This window comes from Sphingomonas sp. SRI_018, from assembly GCF_057586275.1.
Genome location: NZ_JBYCZO010000002.1, coordinates 702277 through 726691, shown reverse-complemented (window position 1 = coordinate 726691; position 24415 = coordinate 702277). Strand labels below are relative to the sequence as shown.

At 69.9% G+C, this 24415-nt stretch carries 24 protein-coding genes; 14 read left to right on the top strand and 10 right to left on the bottom strand.

Annotated elements, in window-relative coordinates; genetic code table 11:
- Positions 1–17: 17 nt before the first annotated feature.
- Complete coding sequence (xseA, locus tag AC2YHA_RS15395; protein ID WP_487402296.1) at positions 18–1400, bottom strand: exodeoxyribonuclease VII large subunit; 1383 nt, start codon at positions 1398–1400, stop codon at positions 18–20.
- Between xseA and purD the strand changes: the two genes are divergently transcribed.
- The 3 genes from purD to AC2YHA_RS15380 all read left to right on the top strand — a co-directional run bounded on the left by purD (position 1399) and on the right by AC2YHA_RS15380 (position 5337).
- Positions 1399–2664: a phosphoribosylamine--glycine ligase gene (gene purD, locus AC2YHA_RS15390; protein ID WP_487402295.1), complete on the top strand. Its 1266-nt coding sequence runs from the start codon at positions 1399–1401 to the stop codon at positions 2662–2664. The two genes, xseA and purD, sit on opposite strands and share 2 nt — an antisense overlap.
- A 245-nt stretch (positions 2665–2909) precedes the next feature.
- Positions 2910–4673, top strand: a complete 1764-nt coding sequence (locus AC2YHA_RS15385) for a vWA domain-containing protein (RefSeq protein ID WP_487402294.1) — start codon at positions 2910–2912, stop codon at positions 4671–4673.
- A gap of 64 nt (positions 4674–4737) precedes the next feature.
- Positions 4738–5337: a hypothetical protein gene (locus AC2YHA_RS15380; RefSeq protein ID WP_487402293.1), complete on the top strand. Its 600-nt coding sequence runs from the start codon at positions 4738–4740 to the stop codon at positions 5335–5337.
- Between the two features lie 427 nt (positions 5338–5764).
- Here the strand turns inward: AC2YHA_RS15380 and AC2YHA_RS15375 are convergent, their stop codons facing one another.
- Complete coding sequence (locus tag AC2YHA_RS15375) at positions 5765–7069, bottom strand: hemolysin family protein (protein ID WP_233784154.1); 1305 nt, start codon at positions 7067–7069, stop codon at positions 5765–5767.
- A 131-nt stretch (positions 7070–7200) separates the two neighbouring features.
- Between AC2YHA_RS15375 and AC2YHA_RS15370 the strand changes: the two genes are divergently transcribed.
- Positions 7201–7869 carry a YiaD family glycine zipper/OmpA-like lipoprotein gene (locus tag AC2YHA_RS15370; RefSeq protein WP_233784155.1) on the top strand — a complete coding sequence of 223 codons (669 nt, stop codon included), beginning with the start codon at positions 7201–7203 and terminating at the stop codon, positions 7867–7869.
- Between the two features lie 163 nt (positions 7870–8032).
- Here AC2YHA_RS15370 and AC2YHA_RS15365 read toward each other — a convergent pair whose 3' ends face one another.
- The 3 genes from AC2YHA_RS15365 to AC2YHA_RS15355 are packed head-to-tail and all read right to left on the bottom strand — an operon-like array spanning position 8033 to position 8934.
- Complete coding sequence (locus AC2YHA_RS15365; protein ID WP_487402326.1) at positions 8033–8461, bottom strand: nucleoside deaminase; 429 nt, start codon at positions 8459–8461, stop codon at positions 8033–8035.
- A 39-nt stretch (positions 8462–8500) separates the two neighbouring features.
- Complete coding sequence (locus AC2YHA_RS15360; RefSeq protein WP_487402292.1) at positions 8501–8695, bottom strand: YqaE/Pmp3 family membrane protein; 195 nt, start codon at positions 8693–8695, stop codon at positions 8501–8503.
- Positions 8692–8934, bottom strand: coding sequence for a hypothetical protein (locus tag AC2YHA_RS15355; RefSeq protein WP_233784157.1), 243 nt, complete (start codon positions 8932–8934; stop codon positions 8692–8694). Before AC2YHA_RS15355 ends, AC2YHA_RS15360 begins: the two co-directional genes overlap by 4 nt.
- Before the next feature lie 178 nt (positions 8935–9112).
- On the opposite strand from AC2YHA_RS15355, the gene rpmB reads away from it, so the two are divergent.
- Positions 9113–9409, top strand: coding sequence for a 50S ribosomal protein L28 (gene rpmB / locus AC2YHA_RS15350; protein ID WP_233784158.1), 297 nt, complete (start codon positions 9113–9115; stop codon positions 9407–9409).
- Here the strand turns inward: rpmB and AC2YHA_RS15345 are convergent.
- The gene (locus AC2YHA_RS15345) at positions 9406–10437 is read right to left on the bottom strand and encodes an esterase-like activity of phytase family protein (protein ID WP_487402291.1); all 1032 of its coding nucleotides are present in this window, start codon (positions 10435–10437) and stop codon (positions 9406–9408) included. The genes rpmB and AC2YHA_RS15345 overlap by 4 nt on opposite strands.
- A 163-nt stretch (positions 10438–10600) precedes the next feature.
- Here AC2YHA_RS15345 and AC2YHA_RS15340 point away from each other — a divergent pair, with 163 nt between their 5' ends.
- Positions 10601–10972: a glycine zipper 2TM domain-containing protein gene (locus tag AC2YHA_RS15340; RefSeq protein ID WP_233784160.1), complete on the top strand. Its 372-nt coding sequence runs from the start codon at positions 10601–10603 to the stop codon at positions 10970–10972.
- Positions 10973–11295: 323 nt separating this feature from the next.
- On the opposite strand, the gene phbB is transcribed toward AC2YHA_RS15340, so the two are convergent.
- The 3 genes from phbB to AC2YHA_RS15325 are packed head-to-tail and all read right to left on the bottom strand — an operon-like array spanning position 11296 to position 15195.
- Positions 11296–12018, bottom strand: coding sequence for an acetoacetyl-CoA reductase (gene phbB / locus AC2YHA_RS15335; RefSeq protein ID WP_487402290.1), 723 nt, complete (start codon positions 12016–12018; stop codon positions 11296–11298).
- A gap of 31 nt (positions 12019–12049) precedes the next feature.
- Positions 12050–13033 (bottom strand): ferrochelatase, encoded by a 984-nt coding sequence (hemH, locus tag AC2YHA_RS15330; protein WP_487402289.1) that lies wholly within the window; start codon positions 13031–13033, stop codon positions 12050–12052.
- Positions 13030–15195, bottom strand: a complete 2166-nt coding sequence (locus AC2YHA_RS15325; protein WP_487402288.1) for a xanthine dehydrogenase family protein molybdopterin-binding subunit — start codon at positions 15193–15195, stop codon at positions 13030–13032. The genes hemH and AC2YHA_RS15325 overlap by 4 nt, the downstream gene beginning before the upstream one ends.
- Positions 15196–15553: 358 nt before the next feature.
- On the opposite strand from AC2YHA_RS15325, the gene lgt reads away from it, so the two are divergent.
- The 8 genes from lgt (at position 15554) to AC2YHA_RS15285 (ending at position 22967) form a co-directional block, all read left to right on the top strand.
- Positions 15554–16420 carry a prolipoprotein diacylglyceryl transferase gene (lgt, locus tag AC2YHA_RS15320; RefSeq protein WP_487402287.1) on the top strand — a complete coding sequence of 289 codons (867 nt, stop codon included), beginning with the start codon at positions 15554–15556 and terminating at the stop codon, positions 16418–16420.
- Positions 16421–16538: 118 nt separating this feature from the next.
- On the top strand, positions 16539–17570 hold the full coding sequence (locus AC2YHA_RS15315; RefSeq protein WP_487402286.1) for a class I SAM-dependent methyltransferase: 1032 nt from the start codon (positions 16539–16541) through the stop codon (positions 17568–17570).
- Positions 17567–18076, top strand: a complete 510-nt coding sequence (locus AC2YHA_RS15310; protein ID WP_487402285.1) for an N-acetyltransferase family protein — start codon at positions 17567–17569, stop codon at positions 18074–18076. Before AC2YHA_RS15315 ends, AC2YHA_RS15310 begins: the two co-directional genes overlap by 4 nt.
- Entirely contained in the window at positions 18073–18837 is a 765-nt protein-coding gene (gene pgeF / locus AC2YHA_RS15305) for a peptidoglycan editing factor PgeF (RefSeq protein ID WP_487402284.1), read from the top strand. The genes AC2YHA_RS15310 and pgeF overlap by 4 nt, the downstream gene beginning before the upstream one ends.
- Positions 18838–18888: 51 nt before the next feature.
- A complete protein-coding gene (locus tag AC2YHA_RS15300) occupies positions 18889–20208 on the top strand; it encodes a cystathionine gamma-synthase family protein (RefSeq protein ID WP_487402283.1) in 1320 nt (439 codons plus the stop codon).
- Between the two features lie 228 nt (positions 20209–20436).
- On the top strand, positions 20437–21612 hold the full coding sequence (locus AC2YHA_RS15295; RefSeq protein ID WP_487402282.1) for a BaiN/RdsA family NAD(P)/FAD-dependent oxidoreductase: 1176 nt from the start codon (positions 20437–20439) through the stop codon (positions 21610–21612).
- A gap of 240 nt (positions 21613–21852) precedes the next feature.
- On the top strand, positions 21853–22266 hold the full coding sequence (locus tag AC2YHA_RS15290; protein ID WP_233784169.1) for an MbcA/ParS/Xre antitoxin family protein: 414 nt from the start codon (positions 21853–21855) through the stop codon (positions 22264–22266).
- Entirely contained in the window at positions 22263–22967 is a 705-nt protein-coding gene (locus AC2YHA_RS15285) for an RES family NAD+ phosphorylase (protein ID WP_487402281.1), read from the top strand. The genes AC2YHA_RS15290 and AC2YHA_RS15285 overlap by 4 nt, the downstream gene beginning before the upstream one ends.
- Positions 22968–23111: 144 nt before the next feature.
- Here the strand turns inward: AC2YHA_RS15285 and murA are convergent, their stop codons facing one another.
- Complete coding sequence (murA, locus tag AC2YHA_RS15280) at positions 23112–24395, bottom strand: UDP-N-acetylglucosamine 1-carboxyvinyltransferase (RefSeq protein WP_487402280.1); 1284 nt, start codon at positions 24393–24395, stop codon at positions 23112–23114.
- Positions 24396–24415: the final 20 nt, after the last annotated feature.

Below are 24415 nucleotides of genomic sequence, written 5' to 3'. Positions count from 1 at the left end.
GGTTCGCCTTGTTCAATTCAGAGCAGGTTCGGCTGCTCGGGTTTGGCGGCAGGATAGGGTTTCGCGCCCGCGCGCTCAACCCGCGCGTCGACGGTGCCGTCCTTGAAATGGAGCGTGAGCGCGCCGGCCCCGCGCGCGGCTTCGGCGCTCGTCACCACCTTGCCGCTGGGCCGCGCCGCGACCCAGGCATAGCCGCGTTCGAGCGGCTTGTCGGGATGCGCGGCGTCGAGAAGACGGCTTGCGGCCTCCAGTCGCGCCTTGGCGGCGGAGAGGCGGTTGGCCAGCATCGACGGGCGCAGCGCCCCGCCGGCGCGATCGAGCTCGCGGCGGGCGCGGACCAGGCGCCGTTCGAGCGCGAGATCGAGGCGCGCGCCGAGATCGTCGGCCTTCTGCCGCTGCGGGCCGAGCAGCGCGTCGCGGCGCGGCAGCACGCGGACCAGCGCCTGGAGCCGCTCGCCCGCGCGCTCGTGATAGCGCCGCGCACAGCGCTCCGCACGCAGGCCCAGCGTGGCGATGCCATGCGCGAGCTCGGCCTTGACCGGCACCGCGATCTCGGCGGCGGCGGTCGGTGTGGGCGCGCGCAGATCCGCGGCATGGTCGGACAGGCTGGTGTCGGTCTCGTGCCCGACCGCGGAGATGATCGGGATCGAGCAGGCGGCGATGGCGCGCACCACCACCTCCTCGTTGAACGCCCAGAGGTCCTCGATCGAGCCGCCGCCGCGCGCGACGATGACCAGGTCGGGGCGCGGCACCGCCCCGCCCGGCGCCAGCGCGTCGAAGCCGCGCACCGCCGCCGCCACCTCGGCCGCGGCGCCCTCGCCCTGCACCTTGACCGGCCACACCACGACATGGGTCGGGCAGCGGTCCTCGAGCCGGTGGAGGATGTCGCGGATCACCGCGCCGGTCGGCGAGGTGACGACGCCGATCACGCGCGGCATGAACGGCAGCGGCTGCTTGCGTGCCGGATCGAACAGCCCCTCCCCGGCCAGCTTCGCCTTGAGCTTCTCGAGCAGCTGCATCAGCGCGCCTTCGCCGGCGAGCTCCATCCGCTCGATCACGATCTGGTATTTGGAGCGGCCGGGATAGGTGGTGAGCTTGCCGGTCGCGACCACCTCGACGCCGTCGGCGGGCGTGAAGGGCAGCGCCGCCGCCGAGCCGCGCCACATCACGCCGTCGATCACCGCGCTCTCGTCCTTGAGGCAGAGATAGACGTGGCCCGACGAGGCGCGCTTGTAGCCCGAGATCTCGCCGCGCAGGCGGACATGGCCGAACTCACCCTCGACCACGCGCTTCAGCCGGCCCGACAATTCGCTGACGGTGAGTTCAGGCGCGTTGCTGCCGGGCGCGGGCTCGGCTACCAGCCGGCCGGTGTTGAAGTCGTCGTCGAAAGGGTCGGCCATGAATGTCCTGCTGGTCGGCTCGGGAGGCCGCGAACATGCGCTCGCGTGGAAGCTGGCGCAATCGCCGCGGCTCACGAAACTGTTCGCCGCGCCCGGCAATCCGGGGATCGCCGAACACGCCGAGCTGGTCGAGCTCAACATAGCCGACCACCGCGCGGTGATCGACTTCTGCCGCCGCGAGCATATCGGCTTCGTCGTGATCGGGCCGGAGGCGCCGCTGGTCGACGGGCTCGCCGACAATCTGCGCACGATCGGGGTCGGCGTGTTCGGACCGAGCAAGGCGGCGGCGCAGCTCGAAGGGTCGAAGGGCTTCACCAAGGACCTCTGCGCGCGCGAGGGCATCCCGACCGCGCGCTACGAGCGGGTCCATGCGCTCGACGGCGCACGTGCGGTGGTGGGCGAGTTCGGGCTGCCGGTGGTGATCAAGGCGGACGGGCTCGCGGCGGGCAAGGGCGTGACGATCGCCACCACCGCCGAAGAGGCCGATGCCGCGCTGGCCGCGCTGTTCACCGGACCGGGCGCCGAGGCGGTGATCGAGGAGTTCCTGACCGGCGAGGAGGCGAGCCTGTTCGTGCTGACCGACGGCGCCCATCTGATGCCGTTCGGCAATGCCCAGGACCACAAGCGCGTCGGCGACGGCGACGTCGGGCCGAACACCGGCGGCATGGGCGCCTATTCGCCGGCGCGGGTGCTGACGCCCGAGCTGGAGGCGCGCGCGATCGAGGAGATCGTGCGGCCGACGATCGAGGCGCTGGCGCGGGTGGGGACGCCGTTCCAGGGCGTGCTCTATGCCGGGCTGATGCTGACGGCCGAGGGGCCCAAGCTGATCGAATACAACGTCCGCTTCGGCGATCCCGAATGCGAGGCGCTGATGCTGCGGCTGGAGAGCGACCTGCTCGAGCTGATGATCGCCACCGACGACGGCACCCTGGCCGAGCATGACGCCACGTGGCGCGACGAGGTGGCGATGACGGTGGTGATGGCGGCGCAGGGCTATCCGGGGATGCCGGAGACCGGCGGCACGATCGGCGGGATCGACGCTGCCGAGGCGGAGGGAGCGAAGGTCTTCCACGCCGGCACCAGGCTGGCGGGCGGCAAGCTCACCGCGGCCGGGGGCCGTGTGCTGGCGGTGACGGCGCTCGGTTCGAGCGTCGCCGAGGCGCAGGCGGCCGCCTATCGCGCGGTCGACGCGATCGACTTCCCCACCGGCTTCTGCCGCCGTGACATCGGCTGGCGCGAAGTGGCGCGGGAAAAGGGGGAATAACCTCCCAAGCTCCTCCCTGGCACGGGGAGGGGACCAAGACGCGAAGCGGCTTGGTGGAGGGGGGCCACCGCCACGGATTCGCTCGGCGAGGGCCCCTCCACCACGCCCTTCGGGCGCGGCCCCCCTCCCCGTGCCGGGGAGGAGCTTGAGTGTCCCATTCATCCACCGCTCATCGCGCGAATGGCACGCTTGCACGCATGTTGGTCAGGTGACAACATATCATCATCACTGAGGGAGTGATGCCGATGCGTGTCCAAGCCGTGTCCTCGCTGGCGCTCTGCGCCGTCCTCCTCACCTCCGCCGCGCCGTCGCCGGTTCCGCAATCTCCGTTGGAGAAGCGGATCCTGCCGCTGCCGCCCCAGTCCTCACCGGTGCGCTGTCGGATGGGCGACCGCACCGTGCCTCATCCGATCCCGGTCTATGCACCGCAACCGCGCGGCACCGTCGCGCCTCCCCCGCCCCCTCCACCGCCGCCGCCAGCGATGGCGGTCAGCCCGATGATGTCGCAGGAGGTGGTCGTCACGGGATCGCATAGCGCGCCGATGGCCCCCCGGATGAAACGCGGCTACGCACCGCCGCCCTATGGCGCCTACGGCAATACCGAACGCTATGACGGCCGCGTGGTCGCCTCGATCCAGGACGTCGCGCAGGCACCCGTCTCGACCTTCTCGGTCGACGTCGACACCGGCGCCTACGCCAATGTCCGCCGTTTCCTGACGCAGGGCCAGCCGGTGCCGGCCGAGGCGGTCCGGACCGAGGAGATGATCAACTATTTCCGTTACGATTATCCGCGGCCGGGCGACCGCGCCGCGCCGTTCAGCGTCACCACCGACGTCGCGCGCACGCCGTGGAACGCCGACACGCGCCTCCTGAGGATCGGCCTCAGGGGCTATGACGTCGACATGACCACGCGGCCGCCGGCGAACCTCGTGTTCCTGGTCGACGTGTCGGGATCGATGGACCAGCCGGACAAGCTGCCGCTGGTCAAGACCGCGCTCGCCGGGCTCGCCGACCAGCTCCGGCCCGACGACCGGGTCGCGATCGTGGTCTATGCGGGTGCCGCCGGCGTGGTGCTCGAGCCGACCAGCAGCAAGGATTACGTCAAGGCCGCGATCGACTGCCTCTCGGCCGGCGGCTCGACCGCGGGAGCGGAGGGCATCCAGCTCGCCTACAGCATCGCGCGGGCGAACTTCCGCAAGGGCGGCATCAACCGCATCTTCCTCGCCACCGACGGCGACTTCAACGTCGGCGTCAGCGACAACAAGCAGCTCGAGGCGCTGGTCAAGACAAACCGCGACGATGGCATCACCCTCACCACGCTCGGCTTCGGCGAAGGCAACTACAACGAGGCGATGATGGAACGCATCGCCGACGTCGGCAACGGCAACTACGCCTATATCGACAGCGCGATGGAGGCGCGGAAGGTGCTCGACGAGGAGCTCAGCGCGACGCTCGTCACCATTGCCAAGGACGTGAAGGTGCAGGTCGAGTTCAATCCCGCCCAGGTCAGCCAGTACCGGCTGATCGGCTATGAGAACCGCGCGCTGGCCGAGGAGGACTTCACCAACGACGCGGTCGATGCCGGCGACATCGGCGCCGGGCATCAGGTGACCGCGCTCTACGAGATCGTGCCGGCGGGGGCGAAGGGCTGGACGCCGGAGCGGCGCTACGAGGCCAACCGGCGGGCGCCCGGCGCCTCGACCGGCAGCGAGCTCTGTTACGTCAAGCTGCGCTACAAGGCGCCGGACGGCACCACCTCGCGCGAGATCAGCCGGCCGGTGCCGGCGTCGCTGCTGCGCACCGCCGGCGAGCCATCCGGCGACATGGCGTTCGCGACCGCGGTCGCCGCCTTCGGGCAGAAGCTCAGGGGCGACAAGTATCTCGGCAGCTACGGCTATGCCGACATCCGGCGGCTCGCCGGTGACAGCGGCGGCTATTGGCGGCAGGAGTTCGTGAAACTCGCCGAACTCGCCGACAAGGGCGGGCAGGCGGTCTCAAGCCGCAACTGAAGCGGCTGGACGGCGCCGCTCCCGAACGATTAGGCTCCGCGCCAATCGTTCGGGAGTGGACGTCATGGAAGAAAAGGGCACGCCGGTCGCGGGCGCGGCGGACAAGATGCAGGGGATGACGATCACCACGCTCGTCCTCGTCGCCATCGCGATAGTCACCGTGCTCGCGGCGATCTGGTGGGGCCGCAAGCTCCGCCTCCAGCGCAAGCGCATCGAGGCCGAGCTCGCCAGGAGCCGGCAGACGGTCCATCCCGAGCCCGGCCAGGCGACCGAGACGGCGCCGCCTCCGGTCGCGCCGCCGCCGCCGCTGGCCGACACGCCGGTCGCCGCCGCGGCGCCGTTCGAAGCGGCGCCGGCGGCGATGGCGACCGACCTCGCAACGCCCCCTCCCCCACCGGCACCGGCGGTTCCGCCGGCGCCCGCGGGCGCGGATGACTTCACGCGGATGAAGGGCGTAGGTCCGAAGCTGGCGGCGCGGCTGAACGAGCTCGGCATCACCAGCTATGCGCAGATCGCCGCGCTCACGCCCGAACAGGCGGCCGACCTCGACGCCCAGCTCGGCACGTTCAAGGGCCGACTGGAGCGCGACCGGTGGATCGAGCAGGCAGGCTATCTGGCGCGCGACGATCGCGACGGATTCGAGGCGGCGTTCGGGAAGCTTTGACTCGGTTCACCATGCAACAGCGGCAAGTATCGCCAAGGTGCTAACCACGTCACATGAATGGGCTTCACTATCGGATCTGGTGGTTGCAGCGAGAAGGCTTGGCCTTGCTGTTGGCGATAGGCATTATCGTTGCCGTAGCATTTGGAATCAGGCACTTATTGGCGCAGTGGGAGCTGCCGGTTGAGCGTGAAGTGGGAGTGGTCAAAGGGTTCGGGATGGGCGCAGACGGGGCCGGCAACTATCCCATCATTATCGTTGAGCGGTCGAACGGCCTAATCATACAACAACCGGCGCCGCGGTCCCAAAACTGTAGAAAAGGCGATCAGGCCCTCTTGCTGAAGCAGGGGGATTTTGTGCGTTCAATCGAATGCATTCACTAAAGGCATTCAACGATACGAATACCGCCAGTTGACGCCAACAGCCGCCCTCACTCCACCCGGCTCACCAGCAGCTTGTCGATCTTGTGCCCGTCCATGTCGACGATCTCGAAGCGCCAGCCCTGTTCGACGAAGCTCTCGCCCTCCTTGGGCAGATGCTTGAGCACCGCCAGCGCCAGGCCGGCGACGGTCGCATAGTCGCGGTCCTCGTCGAGCGTCATGTCGAGCCGCTCGGCGAGGCGGTCGGCGGAGACGCTGCCGGCGATCAGGAACGAGCCGTCCTCGCGCACCACCACTGCCGGCTCCTCGCCCGGCTCGACGTCCGAGGCGAAGCCGCCGGCGATCGCGGCGAGCAGGTCGTTGGGCGTCACCACGCCCTCGAAATGGCCGTATTCGTCGTGGACCAGGCCCATCGGCACCTCGGCGCGGCGGAGCACGCCGAGCGCGTCCATCGCGTCGACCTGGTCGGGCAGCACCGGCGCCGGCTTCATCAGCACGCGCAGGTCGAGCGGCCTGCCCTCGATCAGCGCCACCGCAACCGAGCGCGCCTCGACCACGCCGATCACCGCGTCGATCGAGCCCTCCGCCACCGGCAGGCGGGTGCGCGGCGTCGCCAGCAGCGCGTTGCGCACGCCGATCTCGTCCAGGTCGACGTCGAGCCAGTCGACGTCGGTGCGCGGCGTCATCACCTCGCGCACCGGCCGGTCGGCGAGGCGGACGACGCCGGAGATGATCGAGCGCTCATGCTCCTCGATCACGCCCGAGCGCGAGGCCTCGGCGACGATCAGGTGCAGCTCCTCGGCAGTCACGTGATCCTCGGATTCGCGGCGCAGACCGAGCAGGCGGAAGACGAGCGCGCTGGTCTTGTCGAGCAGCCACACCACCGGCGCCGTGGCCCGCGCCAGCCACAGCATCGGCACCGCCACCAGCACCGCGATCGGCTCGGGCGAGCGGAGCGCGAACTGCTTGGGCACCAGCTCGCCGATGATCAGCGAGGCGAAGGTGGTGAGGCCGATGACGACGATATAGGCGATCGTCGCGGCGGTCTCGCGGCTGAGGCCCAGCGCCTCGATCCGGGCAGCCGTGGGCTCGCCCAGGCTGGCGCCCGAATAGGCGCCGGCGACGATGCCGATCAGCGTGATGCCGATCTGCACCGTGGACAGGAAGCGGCCGGGATCGGCGGCGAGCTGGATCGCGGTGGCGGCGCCGCTGCGTCCGGTGCGCACCATCGCCTCCAGCCGCGCCTTGCGTGCGGAGACGATCGCGAGCTCGCTCATTGCGAACACGCCGTTCAGAAGGACGAGCGCGAGGATGATCGCGACGTCGATCCAGGGAAAAGGGGGGAGCGCGTGCATTGACGTTCCCTCATTCCATAGCCGCGAAGCTTACGGTTTCACAACCGTCACGTCAGCACGGGTTCAGTGCGCAGGCGGAACAATGTGCGGCAATATGGGGTTCCAACGTCACGGAAACGGGAGGTTTTGACATGATCCGATCCAAGATTCTGCTGGGCGCCGCGCTCGCGTCGCTGACGCTTGCCAGTGCCTGCGTGACCGATCCAGAGACGGGCGAGCGGCGGCCGGCCAAGGCTGGCCTGGGCGCTGCGGTGGGCGCGGTGGGCGGCTATCTGCTCGGCGACCTGGTCGGCGGGCGGCGCGACCGCACCGAGAAGATCGTCGGCGCCGGCATCGGCGCGATCGCGGGCGCGGGCGTCGGCGCCTATATGGACAATCAGGAGCGCGAGCTGCGCCGCCGCACCGCAGGCACCGACGTGCAGGTGATCCGCCAGGGCGACGATCTGGTGCTCAACATGCCGTCGGGCATCACCTTCGCCTATGACAGCGACGCCGTGCAGCCGCAGTTCCGCGCGACGCTCGACCAGGTCGCGGACGTGCTGCACCAGTATGACCGCACCTATGTCGACGTCTACGGCCACACCGATTCGACCGGCAGCGATTCGTACAACATGGGCCTGTCGGAACGCCGCGCGCGGTCGGTGGCGGACTATCTGGCGGCCCATGGCGTGCAGCCCGCCCGGATCGGCACGCGCGGCTTCGGCAAGACCCAGCCGGTCGCGTCGAACGACACCGAGGAAGGCCGCGCCGCCAACCGCCGGGTCGAGATCAAGATCGTGCCGATCACGCGGGAGGGGTAAGGGCCGGGACGATCGACATCAAATCCTCCCCCGCCAGGGGGAGGTGGCGCCGAAGGCGACGGAGGGGGAGGAAGCACACCGATAGCGGATCGCCATCCTCCCCCTCCGTCAGCCTTCAGCTGACACCTCCCCCTGGCGGGGGAGGATTGAAAGGGAACCCGCCCTAACGCCGCACCGCGAAGAACTTCCGCAGGAGCGCCGCCGCCTCGGCCTCGCCGATGCCGGCGTAGACCTCCGGCCGGTGGTGCAGCGTCGGCTGGGTGAACAGGCGCGGACCGTGTTCGATCGCGCCGCCCTTGGGATCGCTCGCGCCGTAATAGAGTCGCGCGATCCTCGCATGGGCGATCGCGCCGGCGCACATCGCGCAGGGCTCGAGCGTCACCCACAGGTCGCAATCCTCGAGCCGCTCGCGGCCGAGCGCCGCCGCCGCCTCGCGAATCACCCGCATCTCGGCATGGGCGGTGGGATCGTGGAGCCCGCGCGGCGCATTGCCGGCGACCGCGATCACGCGGCCGTCCAGGACCAGCGCGGCGCCGACCGGCACCTCGCCCGCGGCGGCGGTGTCGCGCGCGGCATCCAACGCGGCGCGCATCGGGTCGGGGAGCGGAAACACCCGCTTCCCCTAGCCGCTTCAGGCAGCGCTTGTCGAAGGTTCGCCGATCGCCGGCCCGGACCGCAGCACCGTCCACAGCGCGAAGATCACGCCGGGCACGAAGGCGAGCAGGGTCAACAGGCAGGCGATCAGGAAACGGTTATCGGCCCCGCGCGCAAGATAGACGCCGAGCGGCGGCAGCAGCAGCGCGGCGACGATCCGGCCCGCGCTCACTGCGCCGCGGCGGTGTTGCCCGCCTTCTCGACATTGATCGTCGGCAGTGCGACCGTCTTGTTGACGGTGCCGACGTTGACGCTGCCGACGTCGGCCTTGAACTCGGGCGCCTGGCCGCCCTCGACGTTGATTTTGGGCAGGCTCGCCTGACGGGTCTGGTCGATGCTGACCAGCCCCAGCGCCATCAGCACGATCAGCACCACCACGGCGAGGCCGATCAGGGCGAGAAGCGTCCGCATCCTTAGTCTCCCGAAATTCGGTTCGTTCGCGTAATAACGCACCGGCGGCGGATGAGGTTGCACGCTGAATCGGCGGCGACCGGCTGAATCGGTTGACTGGCGGGCCGTCTCCCGCTACGTGCGCCGCCTTTCCGGGCATGATCCCTTGGGGTCGGGCCGAAACTCAGGAACGAGCACAATGTCGCGCATTTGCGAGCTGACCGGCAAGGGCCGGCAGGTGGGCAACAATGTTTCCCACGCCAACAACAAGACCAAGCGCACCTTTCTGCCCAATCTGCAGAATGTGACGCTGATCAGCGACGCGCTGGGCACCAGCGTGCGGCTGCGCGTGTCGACGCATGGCCTGCGTTCGGTCGAGCATGTCGGCGGCCTCGACAACTGGCTGCTCAAGACCCGCGATGAGGACCTGTCGCTGCGCGCGCGCCGCCTGAAGCGCGACGTCCGCAAGAAGCTGGGCGAGACCGCCGCGGCCTAATCCGCTTTCGCCTGTGGCGAGACCGGCCTGCTTCCCTCCGGGGAGGCGGGCCGTTCGCGTATGGGGAGATCAAGCCGGAATTTGAGCAGCAGCGTACGCTGGAACCACGACGTGTTGTCGTCGGACACCAGCCAGACGATCGTCGCGCCGCCTTCGCGGGTGAGGGCGATCCCTTCGAAATTGTCGTGGATCAGCGGCGATTCGAGCGACGCGATCACCTGCCCCTGCACCCGCTGGCCCGGCTTGACCCCACGCGTATCGACGAGCGTCAGCTTGTTGACGAAGCCGGTCCCGAGCGTGAACCGCCGATTGAGCACCAGCAGCCGGCCGTCGGGCAGTTCGGCGGCATCGACCGGCTTGTACCGTTCGGGCGGTAGATAGGCGAAGGCGAAGCCATGCCGCGGCGCCTCCACCGGATCGCCGAGGAAGCGCAGCACCACCTTGCCGCCGCCGGGCGCCTTCTCGCCTTCGGAGAAGACCAGGAAACCGCCCTTGCGCAGCCGCACCATCGCCTCGGCACCGCTGTTGAGCGGCCAGTCGCGCATTGCCGGCGGCGCGGCGGAGCCGTCCGCCCGCGCGAAGCCGGGAGCGTAGCGCCAGATCATGTTGAAGCGCTCGAATCCCACCCAGATGCGGCCGGTCGCGGGATCGCGCACCATCGATTCGCTGTCGCGGTCGAGCTTGCGCCAGCCGGTGCGGGGCCCGTCCGGCAGTACCCCAAACCAGGGATCATGCGGCTGCATCGGGGGAACCATGCGGAAGCCGAATATCAGGCCGCCGTCCGACAGCAGGGTGAAGCGATCACCCTCGACCGTCATCGACGAGAAGCCGCCGAACGCAGGATCGCCGCTCAGAAACTGGAGCCCGCCGAGGAAGACCAGCGCGCCCACCCGCTGCGGGTCGCCGGGGCCGAGCGTCACCGGTCGCGTCCTCACCGTCGGCGTGCCGCGATAGAGCGGCAATCGCTCCTCGCCCGACCAGGTCGGGCAGAGCAGCAGCACGGCGAGGATCACGCGGAGGAAGCGCACACCTGCCGCTGTGCCCGAAGCGGAGCCCGAGCGGAAGGGCCCGGCTGAACGCCGGATAACCAACGGATTCAGGAACGGCTCAAGCCGGTTGTGCGAATCACGTGTTTGTCGACGGCGGTTCGAATCGCACCGGCGCCGGCACCAAAGCGCGAGGAGATAAACGATGTTCAACAAGCTGATGCTCGCCGGCGCCGCGTTCGCGATGGGTGCCGTGAGCCTGGTCCCGGCGCCCGCGATGGCGCAGCGCTACGACCGCGGCTACGGATACGGCCGCCATTACGATGGCTATGGCTATGACCGCGGCTACCGCAACTATCGCGGCCGCGACTACAATTACCGTTCCTACCGGGCGCGCGAGAAGTGCCGCGACGGTGACGGCGGCACGATCGTCGGCGCGATCGCCGGCGGCCTGGCGGGCAACGCCCTCGCCGGCCGCGGCGGCGACCGGACGCTCGGCACCATCCTTGGCGCGGGTGTCGGTGCCGTGGCCGGCCGCGCGATCGATCGCTCGGATCGCCCGCATTACTGCCGTTAATCGGTAGTCAGTACCCCCGCGTAGCGTATCGGGGCGAGGGGCCGGCTTCCTCCAGGGAGCCGGCCCCTCAGTTCGTTTGGTTCACGCGATGGCGTGAAGAAGGAGATTTGGTTCACGCGGAGACGCGGAGGACGCGGAGGTTACGTCGCTTTCCGCGCGCTCAGCCGCGCCAGCGGCTTTCACGCTTGTCGCTTGCTACAGGTTGAAAGGTCTCGCTGACGCGAGACGGACGTCACAGGCGAGACACCTCCGCGTCCTCCGCGTCTCCGCGTGAACCAAATCTTCTTTTTCTTCTCCACGCCTCGCCAAAGCGAGCGCGCCGGTCAGTACATATGCTGCCCGCCATTGATACTCAGCGTCGATCCGGTCACGAATCCGCCATCCTCCGAGCACAGGAAGGTGACGCCCCGTGCGATCTCGTGCGCCTGGCCGAGGCGCCCGACCGGGATCTTCGCCACGATCTTCTCGAGCACGTCGGCCGGCACCGCCGCCACCATGTCGGTGTCGATATAGCCCGGCGCGATCGCGTTCACCGTCACGCCGAAGCGCGCGCCCTCCTGCGCCAGCGCCTTGGTGAAGCCGTGGATGCCCGACTTGGCGGCGGCATAGTTGACCTGGCCATACTGCCCGGCCTGGCCGTTGATCGAGCCGATGTTGACGATGCGCCCCCACTTCCGCTCGCGCATGCCGGGGAACACCGCCTTCGCCATGTTGAAGCAGCCGCCGAGGTTGGTGCGCATCACCTCGTCCCACATCTCGTAGGTCATCTTGAGGATGGTCGCGTCGCGGGTGATGCCGGCATTGTTGACCACTACGTCGACCGGGCCGAGCTCGGCCTCGATCCGCTTCACGCCCTCCTGGCACGCGTCATAGTCGGCGACGTCCCATTTGAATGCGGCGATGCCGGTGCGATCGCTGAACTCCCGCGCGCGCTGCTCGTTACCGGCATAGTTGGCGGCGACGGTCATGCCCTGATCCTTGAGCGCGATGCTGATCGCCTCGCCAATTCCGCGCGTGCCACCCGTGACGATCGCTACCCGTGCCATGCATTCCTCTCCTTACCGACGGACCCCGACGCTAGGCGGCGTCGATCCACCCCGCAAGCTCGCGCGCGAGCAGATGGCGCAGCATTGCGACACCTTCGCGGCCGGCATTGAGACAAGGCAGATAGGCGAAGTCGGTTCCGCCCGCGGCGAGGAAAGTCTCGCGCCCGCGGATCGCCAGCTCCTCCAGCGTCTCGATGCAATCGGCGGCAAAGCCTGGCGCGACCACCGCGACCCTGCGCATGCCTTTGCCCGGGAGCGCGGCAAGCGTCGCGTCGGTGGCCGGCTCCAGCCATTTCGCGCGACCGAAGCGGGACTGGAAGGCGACGATCAGCTCACGGCCGAGCGCCTCCGACAACAGGCGCGCCGTTTCCCGGCAGTGATCATGATAGGGATCACCGAGCTCGCGCGTGCGCTGCGGCATGCCGTGAAAGCTGGCGACGATCGCCTCCGGCACGAAATCGAGACGCGCGAGCGACGCCTTCACCGACGCCCCGAGCGCTTCGATATAGCCGGGATCGTCGTAATAGGGCGGCAATGTCCGCACCGCCGGCTGCCAACGCATCTTCGCCAATGCCGCGAAGGCCCGGTCGTTGGCCGTCGCGGTCGTCGCGGCGCAATATTGCGGATAAAGCGGCGCGAGCAGGATGCGCTCGCAGCCCGCGGCCTTGAGGGTCACGATCTGGTCGGCGATGGCCGGGCGGCCATAGCGCATCGCCCAGTCGACGATCACCCCCTCGCCGAACGCACCGTCCAGCGCCGCCGCCTGCTCGGCTGTGATCGTCGCGAGCGGCGAGCCCGCCTCGGTCCATACCTGGGCATAGGCATGGGCCGACTTGCGCGGGCGGGTGCGCAGGATCACGCCGTGCAGGATCGGCCGCCACAGCGGCATGGGGATCTCGATCACGCGCGGATCCGACAGGAACTCGGCGAGATAGCGCCGCACCGCCCCGGCCTCGGCGGCGTCGGGCGTGCCGAGGTTGATCAGCAGCACGCCGACCTTGGCCCGCGACGTCACAGCGGCAGCCTTCTGCGCCGGTTGCCGGAAAGCGACGCGATCGCATTGGCCAGCGCCGGCGCCACCACCGGCACGCCGAGCTCGCTCACCCCGCCCGGCTCGGCGTCGCTCTCGATCAGCTCGACGGTGATGTCCGGCGTGTCGGCGAGGCGCGGCAGGTCGAGGTCGCGGAAGCTGCGCGCATCGGCGCGGCCTTCGGTGTAGCCGGTCGACGCGCCGGTCGCGGCGGCGAGGCCGAAGATCAGCCCCCCCTCGATCGCCTGCAGCACCAGCTCGGGATTGATCACCCGCCCGCAGTCGACCGCCGCGACCATGCGGTCGACGCGCGGCCGGCCGCCGTCCATCCCGGCCTCGACCATCAGCGCGATGCGGCTGTCGCGGAAGCGGTGACAGGCGACGCCCTGTCCGCTGCCCGGCACCCCGCCCTGCCAGCCGCCGAGCGAGGCGATGGTGGTGAGGCACCGCGCCAGCCGCGGCTCGGCGCCCAGCATGGAGATGCGGTAGGAGAGCGGCTCGGTACCGGCGGCATTGGCGAGCTCGTCGATGAAGCTCTCGCTCGCGAAGCAGGTCGCGAAATGCGCGCCGGAGCGCCACCAGCCGGCGGGGATGCCGATCTCGGCCGGGTGGTGGTCGACCGCCCAGGCCCCGATCCGGTAGGCAGGCGCCGCACCGTCCACCGCGACCGCATCGCCCGGCTCGTGCAGCGCCCGCGCGATCGACCCGGCGCCGCCGAGCCGCGCTGCCAGCTCATGGCCGAGCGAAGGGGTGGCGACCGCCGCCTGCCAGCCGAGAATGCTCCCCTCCGCCCCCAGCCGCGCCAGCATCCTGAGGCGCGCGGGCGGGCGCGGCGGCGGGCGCATCAGGCTCTCCGCGCGCGACCAGGTGAGCTGGACCGGCTTGCCGAGCCGGCGGGTGAGCAGCGCCGCCTGTGCCGCTGCCTCGCTCTCCAGGTTCGCGCCGAACGAGCCGCCGGCCATCATCGGGTGCAGCACCACGCGCTCGGGGGAGATGCCGATCGCCCGCGCCGCCGCGGCGCGCGTCGCCTGCGGCGCCTGGGTGGCGGCGTAGAGGATCAGCTTGCCGTCCTCATAGCTGGCGGTGGCGGTGACCGGCTCGATCGCGGCGTGGAGGCCGGTGCCGACATGATAGTCGGCGCTCACCACGTGCGCGTTGCTGAACACGGCAGCGAGATCGCCCTCGCGCGCGACGCGCTCGCCGGGACGGGCCAGCGCCTCTGCCAGCGCGCGGTCGATCGCGGCGTCATCGACGAGCGGCATCGGCGTCTCGAAGCGCGGATCGATCGCCTCCAGCGCGCGATTGGCCGCCCACCAGGTGTTCGCGACCGCCGCCGCCCAGCGCTCATGCTCGACGATGTGGAGCATCCCCGGCACGCGCTCGGCGCCCTTGCGATCGACGCGCACCAGCCGGCTGTCGCCGACCGGCCCGTGACGGACGGCGGCGAACACCATGCCGGGCAGGCGGACGTCGCCCGCGAAACTGGCCGAGCCGTCGACCTTGGCCGGCGCGTCGAGCCGCGGGGCAGGCGTACCGGCGAGCCGGGCCTGGCCGTCGCGGGGCGGGATGTCGCCCGGCAGGCTTTCGCGCGCAGCCTCCGCCGCCAGCTCACCGAACCGCAGCCGCTCCTTGCCGTGTACGACGAAGCCCGCTTCAGTGCGCAGCGTCCGCCAGTCGGCGTCCCAGCGCCGCGCCGCCGCCTTCATCAGCAGCGCGCGCGCGACGGCCCCGGCCCGGCGGAGCGGCGCTTCGAACTGGCGGACTGAGCTCGACCCGGCGGTCAGCATCGGCGCCTCGCCGTCGAGCAGGTGCCGCCAGCCGGTATCCAGCCCGAACAGCGCCTCGGCGGCAAGCGGATTGGCGTAGAGGCCGTTCTCGGGCGCCGCCTCGACTCCCACCGTCCGCCAATCGGCTCCCAGCTCGTCCGCGACGATCTGAGGCAGCGCGGTATAGACGCCTTGCCCGTGCTCGCATTGCGGCACGGCGACGGTGACATGGCCGTCGGCGCCGATCTTGATCCAGCCGGCGAACACCGTCTCGCCCTCGGCCGCCGGCAGGTTGACGACATGCGTGCGCGGCCACAGCGCATAGGCGACCACCAGCCCGGCCGCGGCGCCGCCGCCGATCAGCAGCGTCCGTCGGTCCATGGGATGCTCGCCTTCATCCGCTCCGCTCTATCGCGACGCCGCGCCGGCCGCTAGGGTCCAGACCCATAACCGGCAACGCCCTGGACGGAGCGGATTTTGGTGCAGGGCTAGGAGCGAGGAAGGAGCGATGCTGATAGCATCGTGACTGACGAACGACGACGCCATGCGCCAAAATCCGCCCGCCGCGAAGCGGTCGCCCGGAGAGGCGCGCTGGTCTGCGTCGCTTGCTTGCGCGTAGCTTCAGCTACGCGTCTGCGCTGCGCTCCTTGCCAGCGCGCCTCTCCGGGCGATCCAGGGCATTGCCGGTTATGGGTCTGGACCCTAGTGAGAGCGCGTCACCGTTCTCGGAGAGCCTGTCTTGCTGTCGATACTCGCCGCCGCCGGCCGGCACATCCGCTACGAGGATCTGCACCTCGATCCGGTCGCGCTGCACCTCGGCTTCTTCGATCTCAAATGGTATTCGCTGGCCTATATCGCCGGCATCCTGATCGGCTGGTGGTATCTGCTGCGCCTGCTCGCCCAGCCGGGCGCGCCGATGGCGCGGCGCCATGCCGACGATCTCGTCTTCTACGCGACGCTGGGCATCATCCTCGGCGGACGGCTGGGCTATGCGATCTTCTATGCGCCGCAGCTGCTGACCTCGCTCAGCATCCTGAGATTATGGGACGGCGGCATGTCGTTCCACGGCGGCGTGATCGGCACGACGATCGCGATCATCGTGATGGCGCGGCAGCACAAGCTCAACTGGCTGCGCATCCACGACTATGTCGCCTGCTGCGCGCCCTTCGGGCTGTTCTTCGGCCGGCTCGCCAACTTCGTGAACGGCGAGCTGTGGGGCAAGCCCGCGGACGTGCCCTGGGCGATCATCTTCCCGCGCACCGGCGACGACGTCGCCCGCCATCCGAGCCAGCTCTACGAGGCAGGTCTGGAGGGGATCGTGCTGTTCGCGGTGCTGTGGTTCCTGTTCTGGCGCACCGACGCCCGCTACCAGCCAGGCAAGCTCGTCGGCACCTTCCTGCTCGGCTATGGCCTGTCGCGCTTCGTCGTCGAATTCTTCCGCGAGCCCGACGAGCAGTTCGCCGGCACGATCTTCGCCCATGCCGGGCTGCACATGGGGCAGCTGCTGACGCTGCCGATGATCGCGGGCGGCCTCTACCTGATCGCCACCGCCAAGCGCCGCCGCCTGCGGGTCGAGGCGACGGTGGGGCTGGAGAGCGTGGCCTGACAGCCTCTCATCGTCATGCCGGACTTGTTCCGGCATCCACCGTGCCGCAAGAACCGCGATCGAAGACATCGGGGCGCCGTGGACCCCGGAACAAGTCCGGGGTGACGAAGTAGCCGAAGTGACCGAAGACCTGCTCCCCGAACGCCTCGCCCGCGCGATCACTCTGGCGGGGCCGATCCCGCTGTCGCAGTACATGGCGGCGGCGAACGCGCATTATTATGCGACGCGCGATCCGCTCGGCGCGGCCGGCGACTTCACCACCGCGCCGGAGATCAGCCAGATGTTCGGCGAGCTGATCGGCCTGTGGCTCACCGACCTGTGGAGCCGCGCCGGCCGGCCGGCGGCGCGCTACGTCGAGTTCGGCCCCGGCCGCGGCACGCTGGCGAGCGACGCGCTGCGGGCAATGGGCAAGACCGGCCTCGCCCCGCCGGTGCATCTCGTCGAGTTCAGCCCCGCGCTCCGCGCGCAACAGGCCGAGCGGCTGCCGCAGGCGGAATGGTGCGTCGACCTGGTCGGCGTGCCCGACGACGGCGCGCTGCTGGTCGTCTCCAACGAGTTCTTCGACGCGCTGCCGATCCGCCAGCTCGTCAAGACCGCCGAGGGCTGGCGCGAACGGCTGGTCGCCTGCCAGGACACGCTGTTCCTGCCGGTGGTCGGCAACACCGTGTTCGACGCCATCATCCCGCCCGCGCTCAAGGATGCGCCCGACGGATCGGTGCTCGAGACCTCACCGGCCAGCGTCGCCGCGGTGCGCCAGCTCGCCCGCGCGGTCGCCGAGCGTGGCGGCGCGGCGCTGGTGATCGACTATGGCTATGAGGGCCCGGCGATCGGCGACACCTTCCAGGCGGTGAAGGCGCACCGTTTCGCCAACCCGTTCGAACAGCCCGGCGAGGCCGATCTCACCGCCCACGTCGACTTCGCCACGCTGGCCGAGGCGGCGCAGGCGGAAGGCGCGAGGACCTACGGCCCCGTCAGCCAGGGCGCCTTCCTGACCGCGCTCGGCATCGACGCGCGCGCGGCGGCGCTCGGCGGGGGCCCGGACCTGACGACGGCACGCGACCGGCTGGTCGGGGCCGAGGCGATGGGTGAGCTGTTCCGGGTGCTGGCGATCGTCCATCCGGACTGGCCGGTACCGGAGGGTTTCGCATGATCGACTATCGTGACGCCACGCCAGCCGACGGCCCGGCGCTCGACGCGATGGCGCGGGCGATCTGGGTCGAGACCTTCGGCCACAGCTGCTCGGCCGAGGATGCCGAGGCCTATCTCGCCACCGCCTACGGCCCGCACGGCGCACTGCTGCGCGACCTCAACGGCGGCAACGCGCGCTTCCGGCTGGCGCTCGCGGGCGGGCGGATCGTCGGCTACGCCAAGCTCAACCCGCCGTGGCTGCCCGATGCCGAGCCGGGGGCGATGCAGCTCAGCCAGCTCTATGTCGTGAGCGACTTCCACGGCGCCGGCATCGCGCACGCGCTGATGGACTGGGCGATCGACACCGCGCGGGCCGAGGGCGCCGCCGCGCTGCTGCTGACGGTGTGGGAGGAGAACCACCGCGCCCGCCGCTTCTACGAGAAGCGCGGGTTCGTCCACATCGGCGACTATGCCTTCCCGGTCGGCGATCAGATCGACACCGACAACATCATGCGGCTGGCGCTGTGAACGAGGTCGAGGTGATCCGCACCGATGCGCTGGCGGACGTGGCGCACGGCTTCCTCGGCCGCCGCGGCGGAGTGTCGGCTGGAGTGCTGGCGGGACTCAACGTCGGCTGGGGATCGGGCGACGACCGAGAGGCGATCGCCGAGAACCGCCGCCGCGCCGTGGAAGCGGTGTCGCCGGGTGCACAGCTCGTCACCGTCCATCAGGTCCATTCGCCCGACGCGGTCGCCATCACCGCCCCCTTTCCCAACGATGCCCGCCCGCACGCCGACGCGATGGTCACCGACCGGCCGGGCCTGCTGCTCGGCATCCTCACCGCCGACTGTGCCCCGGTGCTGTTCGCCGATCCGCAAGCCGGCGTGATCGGCGCCGCCCATGCCGGATGGAAGGGCGCGATCGGCGGCGTCACCGACGCGACGATCGCTGCGATGGAGCGGCTCGGCGCGCGGCGCGAGCGGATCGCCGCCGCAGTCGGCCCCTGCATCGCCCAGGCGAGTTACGAGGTCGACCTCGCCTTCCGCGACCGCTTCGTCGCCGACGATCCTGCGAACGAACGCTTCTTCGTCGACGGCCACGCCGGCCACGCCCGCTTCGACCTGGAAGGCTATGTCGCGCACCGCCTCGCCGCCGCCGGCATCCGCCGCGTCGAGCTTCTGGGCCTCGACACCTATGCCGATCCCGCGCGTTTCTTCAGCTATCGCCGCGCCACCCACCGCGGCGAGCCGGACTATGGGCGGGAGATCAGCCTGATCGGCCTGACATAGTTTCCACTGTTACTTGTTTCGGCTAGGGCCAAGGTCAGATCGGAGGGACGAATGACGGACAAGACCGAAGCCGAGCTGACCGGAGCTCAGTCGCAACGCAAGCCCAAGGCATCGGCGCAGTCGATCGGCGAGCGCAGGCTCAAGCCGTCGACGATGATGATGGGCCATGGCTATGACCCGATGCTGTCGGAAGGATCGCTGAAGCCGCCGATCTTCCTGACCTCCACCTTCGTCTTCCCCAACGCCGCGGCGGGCAAGCGCCATTTCGAGGGCGTCACCGGCAAGCGCCCGGGCGGCGCCGAGGGCCTGGTCTATTCGCGCTTCAACGGCCCCAACCAGGAAATCCTGGAGGATCGCCTCGGCGTATGGGAGGATGCCGAGGACGCGCTCGCCTTCTCCTCGGGCATGTCGGCGATCGCCACGCTGTTCCTGTCGATGGTCAAGCCCGGCGACACCATCGTCCACTCGGGCCCGCTCTATGCCGCGACCGAGACGCTGATCGCGCGTATCCTCGGGCGGTTCGGGGTGCATTGGCTCGACTTCCCCGCCGGCGCGACGCGCGAGGAGATCGACGCGGTGCTGGGCAAGGCGGCGAGCGGCAACGTCGCCCTCATCTATCTCGAAAGCCCCGCCAACCCGACCAACGCGCTGGTCGACGTCGAGGCAGTGGCGGCGAGCCGCGACGCGATCTTCGCCAACGCGCCCGTGAAGCCGCCGATCGCGATCGACAACACCTTCCTCGGCCCGCTCTGGGCGCAACCGCTCAAGCAGGGCGCCGACATCGTCGTCTACTCGCTGACCAAATATGCCGGCGGCCATTCGGACCTGGTCGCGGGCGGCGTGCTGGGGTCGAAGGCGCACATCAACACCATCCGGCTGATGCGCAACACCATCGGCACGATCTGCGATCCCAACACCGCCTGGATGCTGCTGCGCTCGCTGGAGACGCTCGAGCTGCGCATGAGCCGCGCCGGCGAGAATGCGGCAAAGGTCTGCGAATTCCTCGCCCAGCACTCGAAGGTGGAGAAGGTCGGCTATCTCGGCTTCCTCGAGCGCGGCAGCGACGCGCGGCAGGCCGACATCTACAAGCGCCACTGCACCGGCGCCGGCTCGACCTTCTCGCTGTACCTGAAGGGCGGCGAGAAGGAGGCGTTCGCCTTCCTCGACGCGCTCAGGATCGCCAAGCTCGCGGTCAGCCTCGGCGGCACCGAGACGCTCGCCTCGCATCCGGCGGCGATGACGCATCTGTCGGTGCCCGATGCGCGCAAGGCGGCGCTCGGCATCACCGACAATCTCGTGCGCATCTCGATCGGCGTCGAGGATGCCGACGACCTGATCGCCGACTTCGAGGCGGCGCTGGAAGCGGTTTAGAGCGGGTCGACCTTCAAATCCTCCCCCGCCAGGGGGAGGTGGCACGCGAAGCGTGACGGAGGGGGCGGAAGCACGCCGATAATGAGTCGCCGCCCTCCCCCTCCGTCAGCCTGCAGCTGACACCTCCCCCTGGCGGGGGAGGATTGAAGAGGGCCCGCGTTTCACGGGCTGAGCACCGATCGTCACCCAACGGCTTTACCCCCGCCCACGCCAGGGTAGAGGAACGCCATGAACGCCGCCGGATCCTATGACGCGATCATCCTCGGTGCCGGCGGCGCGGGACTGATGGCCGCGGCCGTCGCCGGTCAGCGCGGCCGGCGGGTGCTGGTGATCGATCACGCCGACGAGCCCGGCAAGAAGATCCTGATCTCAGGCGGCGGACGCTGCAACTTCACCAATCTCGGCGTCGCGCCCGACCGCTACCTGTCGGCGAACCCGCATTTCGCCAAATCGGCGCTGGGGCGATACGGCGCGCAGGATTTCCTCGCGCTGGTCGAGCGCCATGGCATCGCCTGGCACGAGAAGACGCTCGGCCAGCTGTTCTGCGACGGATCGGCGCGGCAGATCGTGGCGATGCTGCTCGACGAGTGTCGTGCCGGCGGCGTCACGCTGGCGATCGGCGAGGCGATCCGCGACGTCGCGCATGGCGATGGCGGATTCCGCGTCACCCATGGCAACGGCACGTCGACCGCGCCGTCACTGGTGATCGCGACCGGCGGCCCGTCGATCCCCAAACTCGGGGCGACCGGCTTCGCCTATGATCTCGCGCGCAGGTTCGGGCTCAAAGTGGTCGAACCGCGCCCCGCGCTGGTGCCGCTGACGTTGTCGGGCGAGGAAGCGCTGTTCCGGTCGCTGTCGGGCGTCTCGGCGCCGGTGGTGGCACGGTGCGGAAAGGCAGCTTTCCCCGAAGCCGCGCTGTTCACCCATCGCGGGCTGTCGGGGCCGGCGATCCTCCAGATATCGAGCTATTGGCGGCACGGCCAGCCGATTGCGGTCGACTTCCTGCCCGGGCGCCCGAAAGGATGGCTGGTCGAGGCCAAGCGGGCTCGCCCGCGTGCGTCGCTCAAGACGATCCTGCCGCTACCCGATCGCCTTGCCGAAGCGCTGACGGACCGGCTCGACGTCGACGGCGAGCTGGGAACGCTCACCGATGCCCGCCTTGGCGGTATCGAGCAGCAGCTCGCGCACTGGACGTTCCATCCCAACGGCAGCGAAGGCTTCGCCAAGGCCGAGGTCACCGTCGGCGGAATCGCCACCGATGGGCTGTCGTCGAAGACGATGGCGGCACGCCACCTGCCCGGCCTGTACGCGATCGGCGAGGCGGTCGACGTCACCGGCTGGCTTGGCGGCTATAATTTCCAATGGGCCTGGGCCAGCGGCTGGGCGGCGGGGCAGGCGCTGTAGGGGCGCAAATTAGAGCGGGATGAATTCAAACGGAACCGCGTGTCACCCTCACCCTTCCGCGGCTTCGCCGCTCCCTCCCTCTCCCGTTGGGAGAGGGAAGGGGCCCGCCGCCGAAGGCGGTGGGAAGGGTGAGGGTGACTGTCGATTCCAATCAATTCCATTCCGCCCTAAGCCCCTCCCCTATAGGGGAGAGGCTTAGGAGCCTTGCCTTATGGCACTGAATCGCCTATTTGATGCCACATGGCCCACGCCGAGCTCATCGATACCCGCGCTCCCGCCTTCGTCGCGGAGCCGATCACCGACGAGGAGGCGGGCGCGCTGTTCCGCGCGGCGGTACGGCTGTTCGCCTTGTGGGGCGTGACCGATCCGCAGGCGGCGACGCTGCTCGACATGCCGCTCCGGACCTTCCGCCGCTGGAAGGCCGGGCAGCTCGGCCAGGCCGGGCGCGACCTCAAGGCGCGGCTCGCCAACCTGGTCGGCATCCACAAGGCGCTGCGGCTGATCTTCAACGATCCCGCGCGCGGCTATCGCTGGATCAAGGCGCGCAACGACGCCTTTGCCGGCGCCTCGGCGCTCGACGTGATGCTCGGCGGCGAGCTGACCGACCTGATGCGCGTGCGCCGCTATCTCGACGCCGAGCGCGGCGGCTGGTGAGCGCCGCAACGCCGCCGGTGGCGGAGGTCGCCTGGCGCGGCGCGCGCCGGATCATCCGCACGCACTTCCCGCCGATCGACCTGTTCGAGGACATCGCCGACCCCGCCGACTGGCCGCTGCTGATCTCGGCCGAGCAGAAGACCAACCCGCGCCTCGCCACCTCGATCGGCAATCTCGACCTAGTGCCGCCCGCGCGCCGCGTCGGCGGTCCCGGCGCGAGCTATCTGATGGCGCCCTTCACCCACGCCAGCCCCGACCGGCCGAGCCGCTTTTCGGACGGCGTGCCGGGGGTGCTCTATGCCGGCGACAGCTTCGAGGTGGCGCTGTTCGAGACGATGCACCACCACGCTCGCTTCATGGCGCGGACGAAGGAGGCGCCGGGCTGGACGTCGCAATTCCGCGAAATCGTGCTCGACGTGGCGGGCGACCTGCACGACCTGCGCGGTGGCGGTTACGCGGCGGAGCTCGATCCCGATCGCTACGAGGCGGGGCAGCAATTGGCGCGATCGCTGCGGGCCGAGGGATCGGACGGCCTCATCTATCCGAGCGTGCGCTATCCGGAGGGGGAATGCGTGGCGCTGTTCTACCCCGATCTCGGGAAGCACCCGCTGCAGGGCCGCCATCTCGACTATCACTGGGACGGCGAACGGGTCGACCTCTACCGCGATGCGGGCGCGGGTGCGGTCTACCGGCTGAGCTGATCCCAGCTCCTCCCCGGCACGGGGAGGGGGACCGCGCACGAAGTGCGTGGTGGAGGGGGCTCACCGCGAACGACTCGCCTGCCGCACTCCCCCTCCACCAGCCTTCGGCTGGTCCCCCTCCCCGTGCCGGGGAGGAGCTTAGGATCAGCCGTCCCCCACCCGCTCGATATCCGCGCCGACCGCGGACAGCTTCTCCTCCAGCCGCTCATAGCCCCGATCGAGGTGATAGACGCGGTTCACCTGCGTCTCGCCCTCGGCGGCGAGGCCGGCGATGATCAGGCTCATCGACGCACGCAGGTCCGTCGCCATCACCTGCGCACCCACCAGCCGATCGACCCCGCGCACCACCGCCGAGCGGCCCTTGACGGTGATGTCCGCCCCCATGCGCGCCAGCTCGGGCACATGCATGTAGCGGTTCTCGAAGATCGTCTCGGTCAGCACGCTGGCGCCGTCGGCCTTGCACAGCATCGCCATGAACTGCGCCTGCATGTCGGTGGCGAAGCCCGGAAACGGCGCGGTCGACAGCGTCAGCGGGCGGAGGCCGTTCTTCGCCTCGACCTTCAATCCCTCGCGCGTTTCCTCGACCGTCACGCCCGCATCCACCAGCGCGGCGACGGTCGCGCGCATGTCGTGCGGGTTGGCGCCGACCAGCTCGACCGCGCCGCCGGTGATCGCCGCGGCGCAGGCGTAGCTGCCCGCCTCTATGCGGTCGGGCATCACCGCATAGGTCGCGCCGTGCAGCCGGTCGCGGCCCTCGATCTCCAGCGTCTCGGTGCCGATGCCGGAGATGCTCGCGCCCATTGCGACCAGGCAGTTGCAGAGGTCGACGATCTCGGGCTCGCGCGCGGCGTTCTCGATGATCGAGCCGCCCCTGGCGGTCACCGCCGCCATCACCGCATTCTCGGTCGCGCCGACCGACACGATCGGGAAGGTGACGCGCCCGCCCGGCAACCGCCCACCGGGGGCCGTCGCCTTCACATAGCCGGCGGCGAGCTCGATCTCGGCGCCCAGCGCCTCCAGCGCCTTGAGGTGGAGGTCGATCGGGCGGTTGCCGATCGAGCAGCCGCCGGGCTGCGACACCGTCGCCACGCCGGCGCGGCCGACCAGCGGGCCCAGCACCAGGATCGAGGCGCGCATCTTGCGGACCATGTCATAGGGCGCCTCGCTCGAGGTGAGGCGGCCGGCGCGGATCGTCATCACCCGGCCGAAATCCTCGGGCCGCGATCCCTCGATCGCGGTCGACGCGCCGAGCTGGTTGAGCAGATGGCCGAAGCTGTCGACGTCGGCGAGGCGCGGCAGGTTGCGCAGCGTCAGCGGCTCGTCGGTGAGCAGCGCGCAGGGCATCAGGGTGAGCGCCGCGTTCTTGGCGCCCGAGATGAAGATGCGGCCTTCGAGCCGGTTGCCGCCGCGGATCAGGATACGGTCCATGCCGGAGCTTCTATCGTGCG

Bases quoted from the DNA above. Each gene is read 5' to 3' on its own strand.
- purD (WP_487402295.1), top strand. From the start codon at position 1,399: ATGAATGTCCTGCTGGTCGGCTCGGGAGGCCGCGAACATGCGCTCGCG.
- xseA (WP_487402296.1), bottom strand. From the start codon at position 1,400: ATGGCCGACCCTTTCGACGACGACTTCAACACCGGCCGGCTGGTAGCC.
- AC2YHA_RS15385 (WP_487402294.1), top strand. From the start codon at position 2,910: ATGCGTGTCCAAGCCGTGTCCTCGCTGGCGCTCTGCGCCGTCCTCCTC.
- AC2YHA_RS15380 (WP_487402293.1), top strand. From the start codon at position 4,738: ATGGAAGAAAAGGGCACGCCGGTCGCGGGCGCGGCGGACAAGATGCAG.
- AC2YHA_RS15375 (WP_233784154.1), bottom strand. From the start codon at position 7,069: ATGCACGCGCTCCCCCCTTTTCCCTGGATCGACGTCGCGATCATCCTC.
- AC2YHA_RS15370 (WP_233784155.1), top strand. From the start codon at position 7,201: ATGATCCGATCCAAGATTCTGCTGGGCGCCGCGCTCGCGTCGCTGACG.
- AC2YHA_RS15365 (WP_487402326.1), bottom strand. From the start codon at position 8,461: ATGCGCGCCGCGTTGGATGCCGCGCGCGACACCGCCGCCGCGGGCGAG.
- AC2YHA_RS15355 (WP_233784157.1), bottom strand. From the start codon at position 8,934: ATGCGGACGCTTCTCGCCCTGATCGGCCTCGCCGTGGTGGTGCTGATC.
- rpmB (WP_233784158.1), top strand. From the start codon at position 9,113: ATGTCGCGCATTTGCGAGCTGACCGGCAAGGGCCGGCAGGTGGGCAAC.
- AC2YHA_RS15340 (WP_233784160.1), top strand. From the start codon at position 10,601: ATGTTCAACAAGCTGATGCTCGCCGGCGCCGCGTTCGCGATGGGTGCC.
- phbB (WP_487402290.1), bottom strand. From the start codon at position 12,018: ATGGCACGGGTAGCGATCGTCACGGGTGGCACGCGCGGAATTGGCGAG.
- AC2YHA_RS15325 (WP_487402288.1), bottom strand. From the start codon at position 15,195: ATGGACCGACGGACGCTGCTGATCGGCGGCGGCGCCGCGGCCGGGCTG.
- AC2YHA_RS15310 (WP_487402285.1), top strand. From the start codon at position 17,567: ATGATCGACTATCGTGACGCCACGCCAGCCGACGGCCCGGCGCTCGAC.
- AC2YHA_RS15300 (WP_487402283.1), top strand. From the start codon at position 18,889: ATGACGGACAAGACCGAAGCCGAGCTGACCGGAGCTCAGTCGCAACGC.
- AC2YHA_RS15295 (WP_487402282.1), top strand. From the start codon at position 20,437: ATGAACGCCGCCGGATCCTATGACGCGATCATCCTCGGTGCCGGCGGC.
- AC2YHA_RS15290 (WP_233784169.1), top strand. From the start codon at position 21,853: ATGGCCCACGCCGAGCTCATCGATACCCGCGCTCCCGCCTTCGTCGCG.
- murA (WP_487402280.1), bottom strand. From the start codon at position 24,395: ATGGACCGTATCCTGATCCGCGGCGGCAACCGGCTCGAAGGCCGCATC.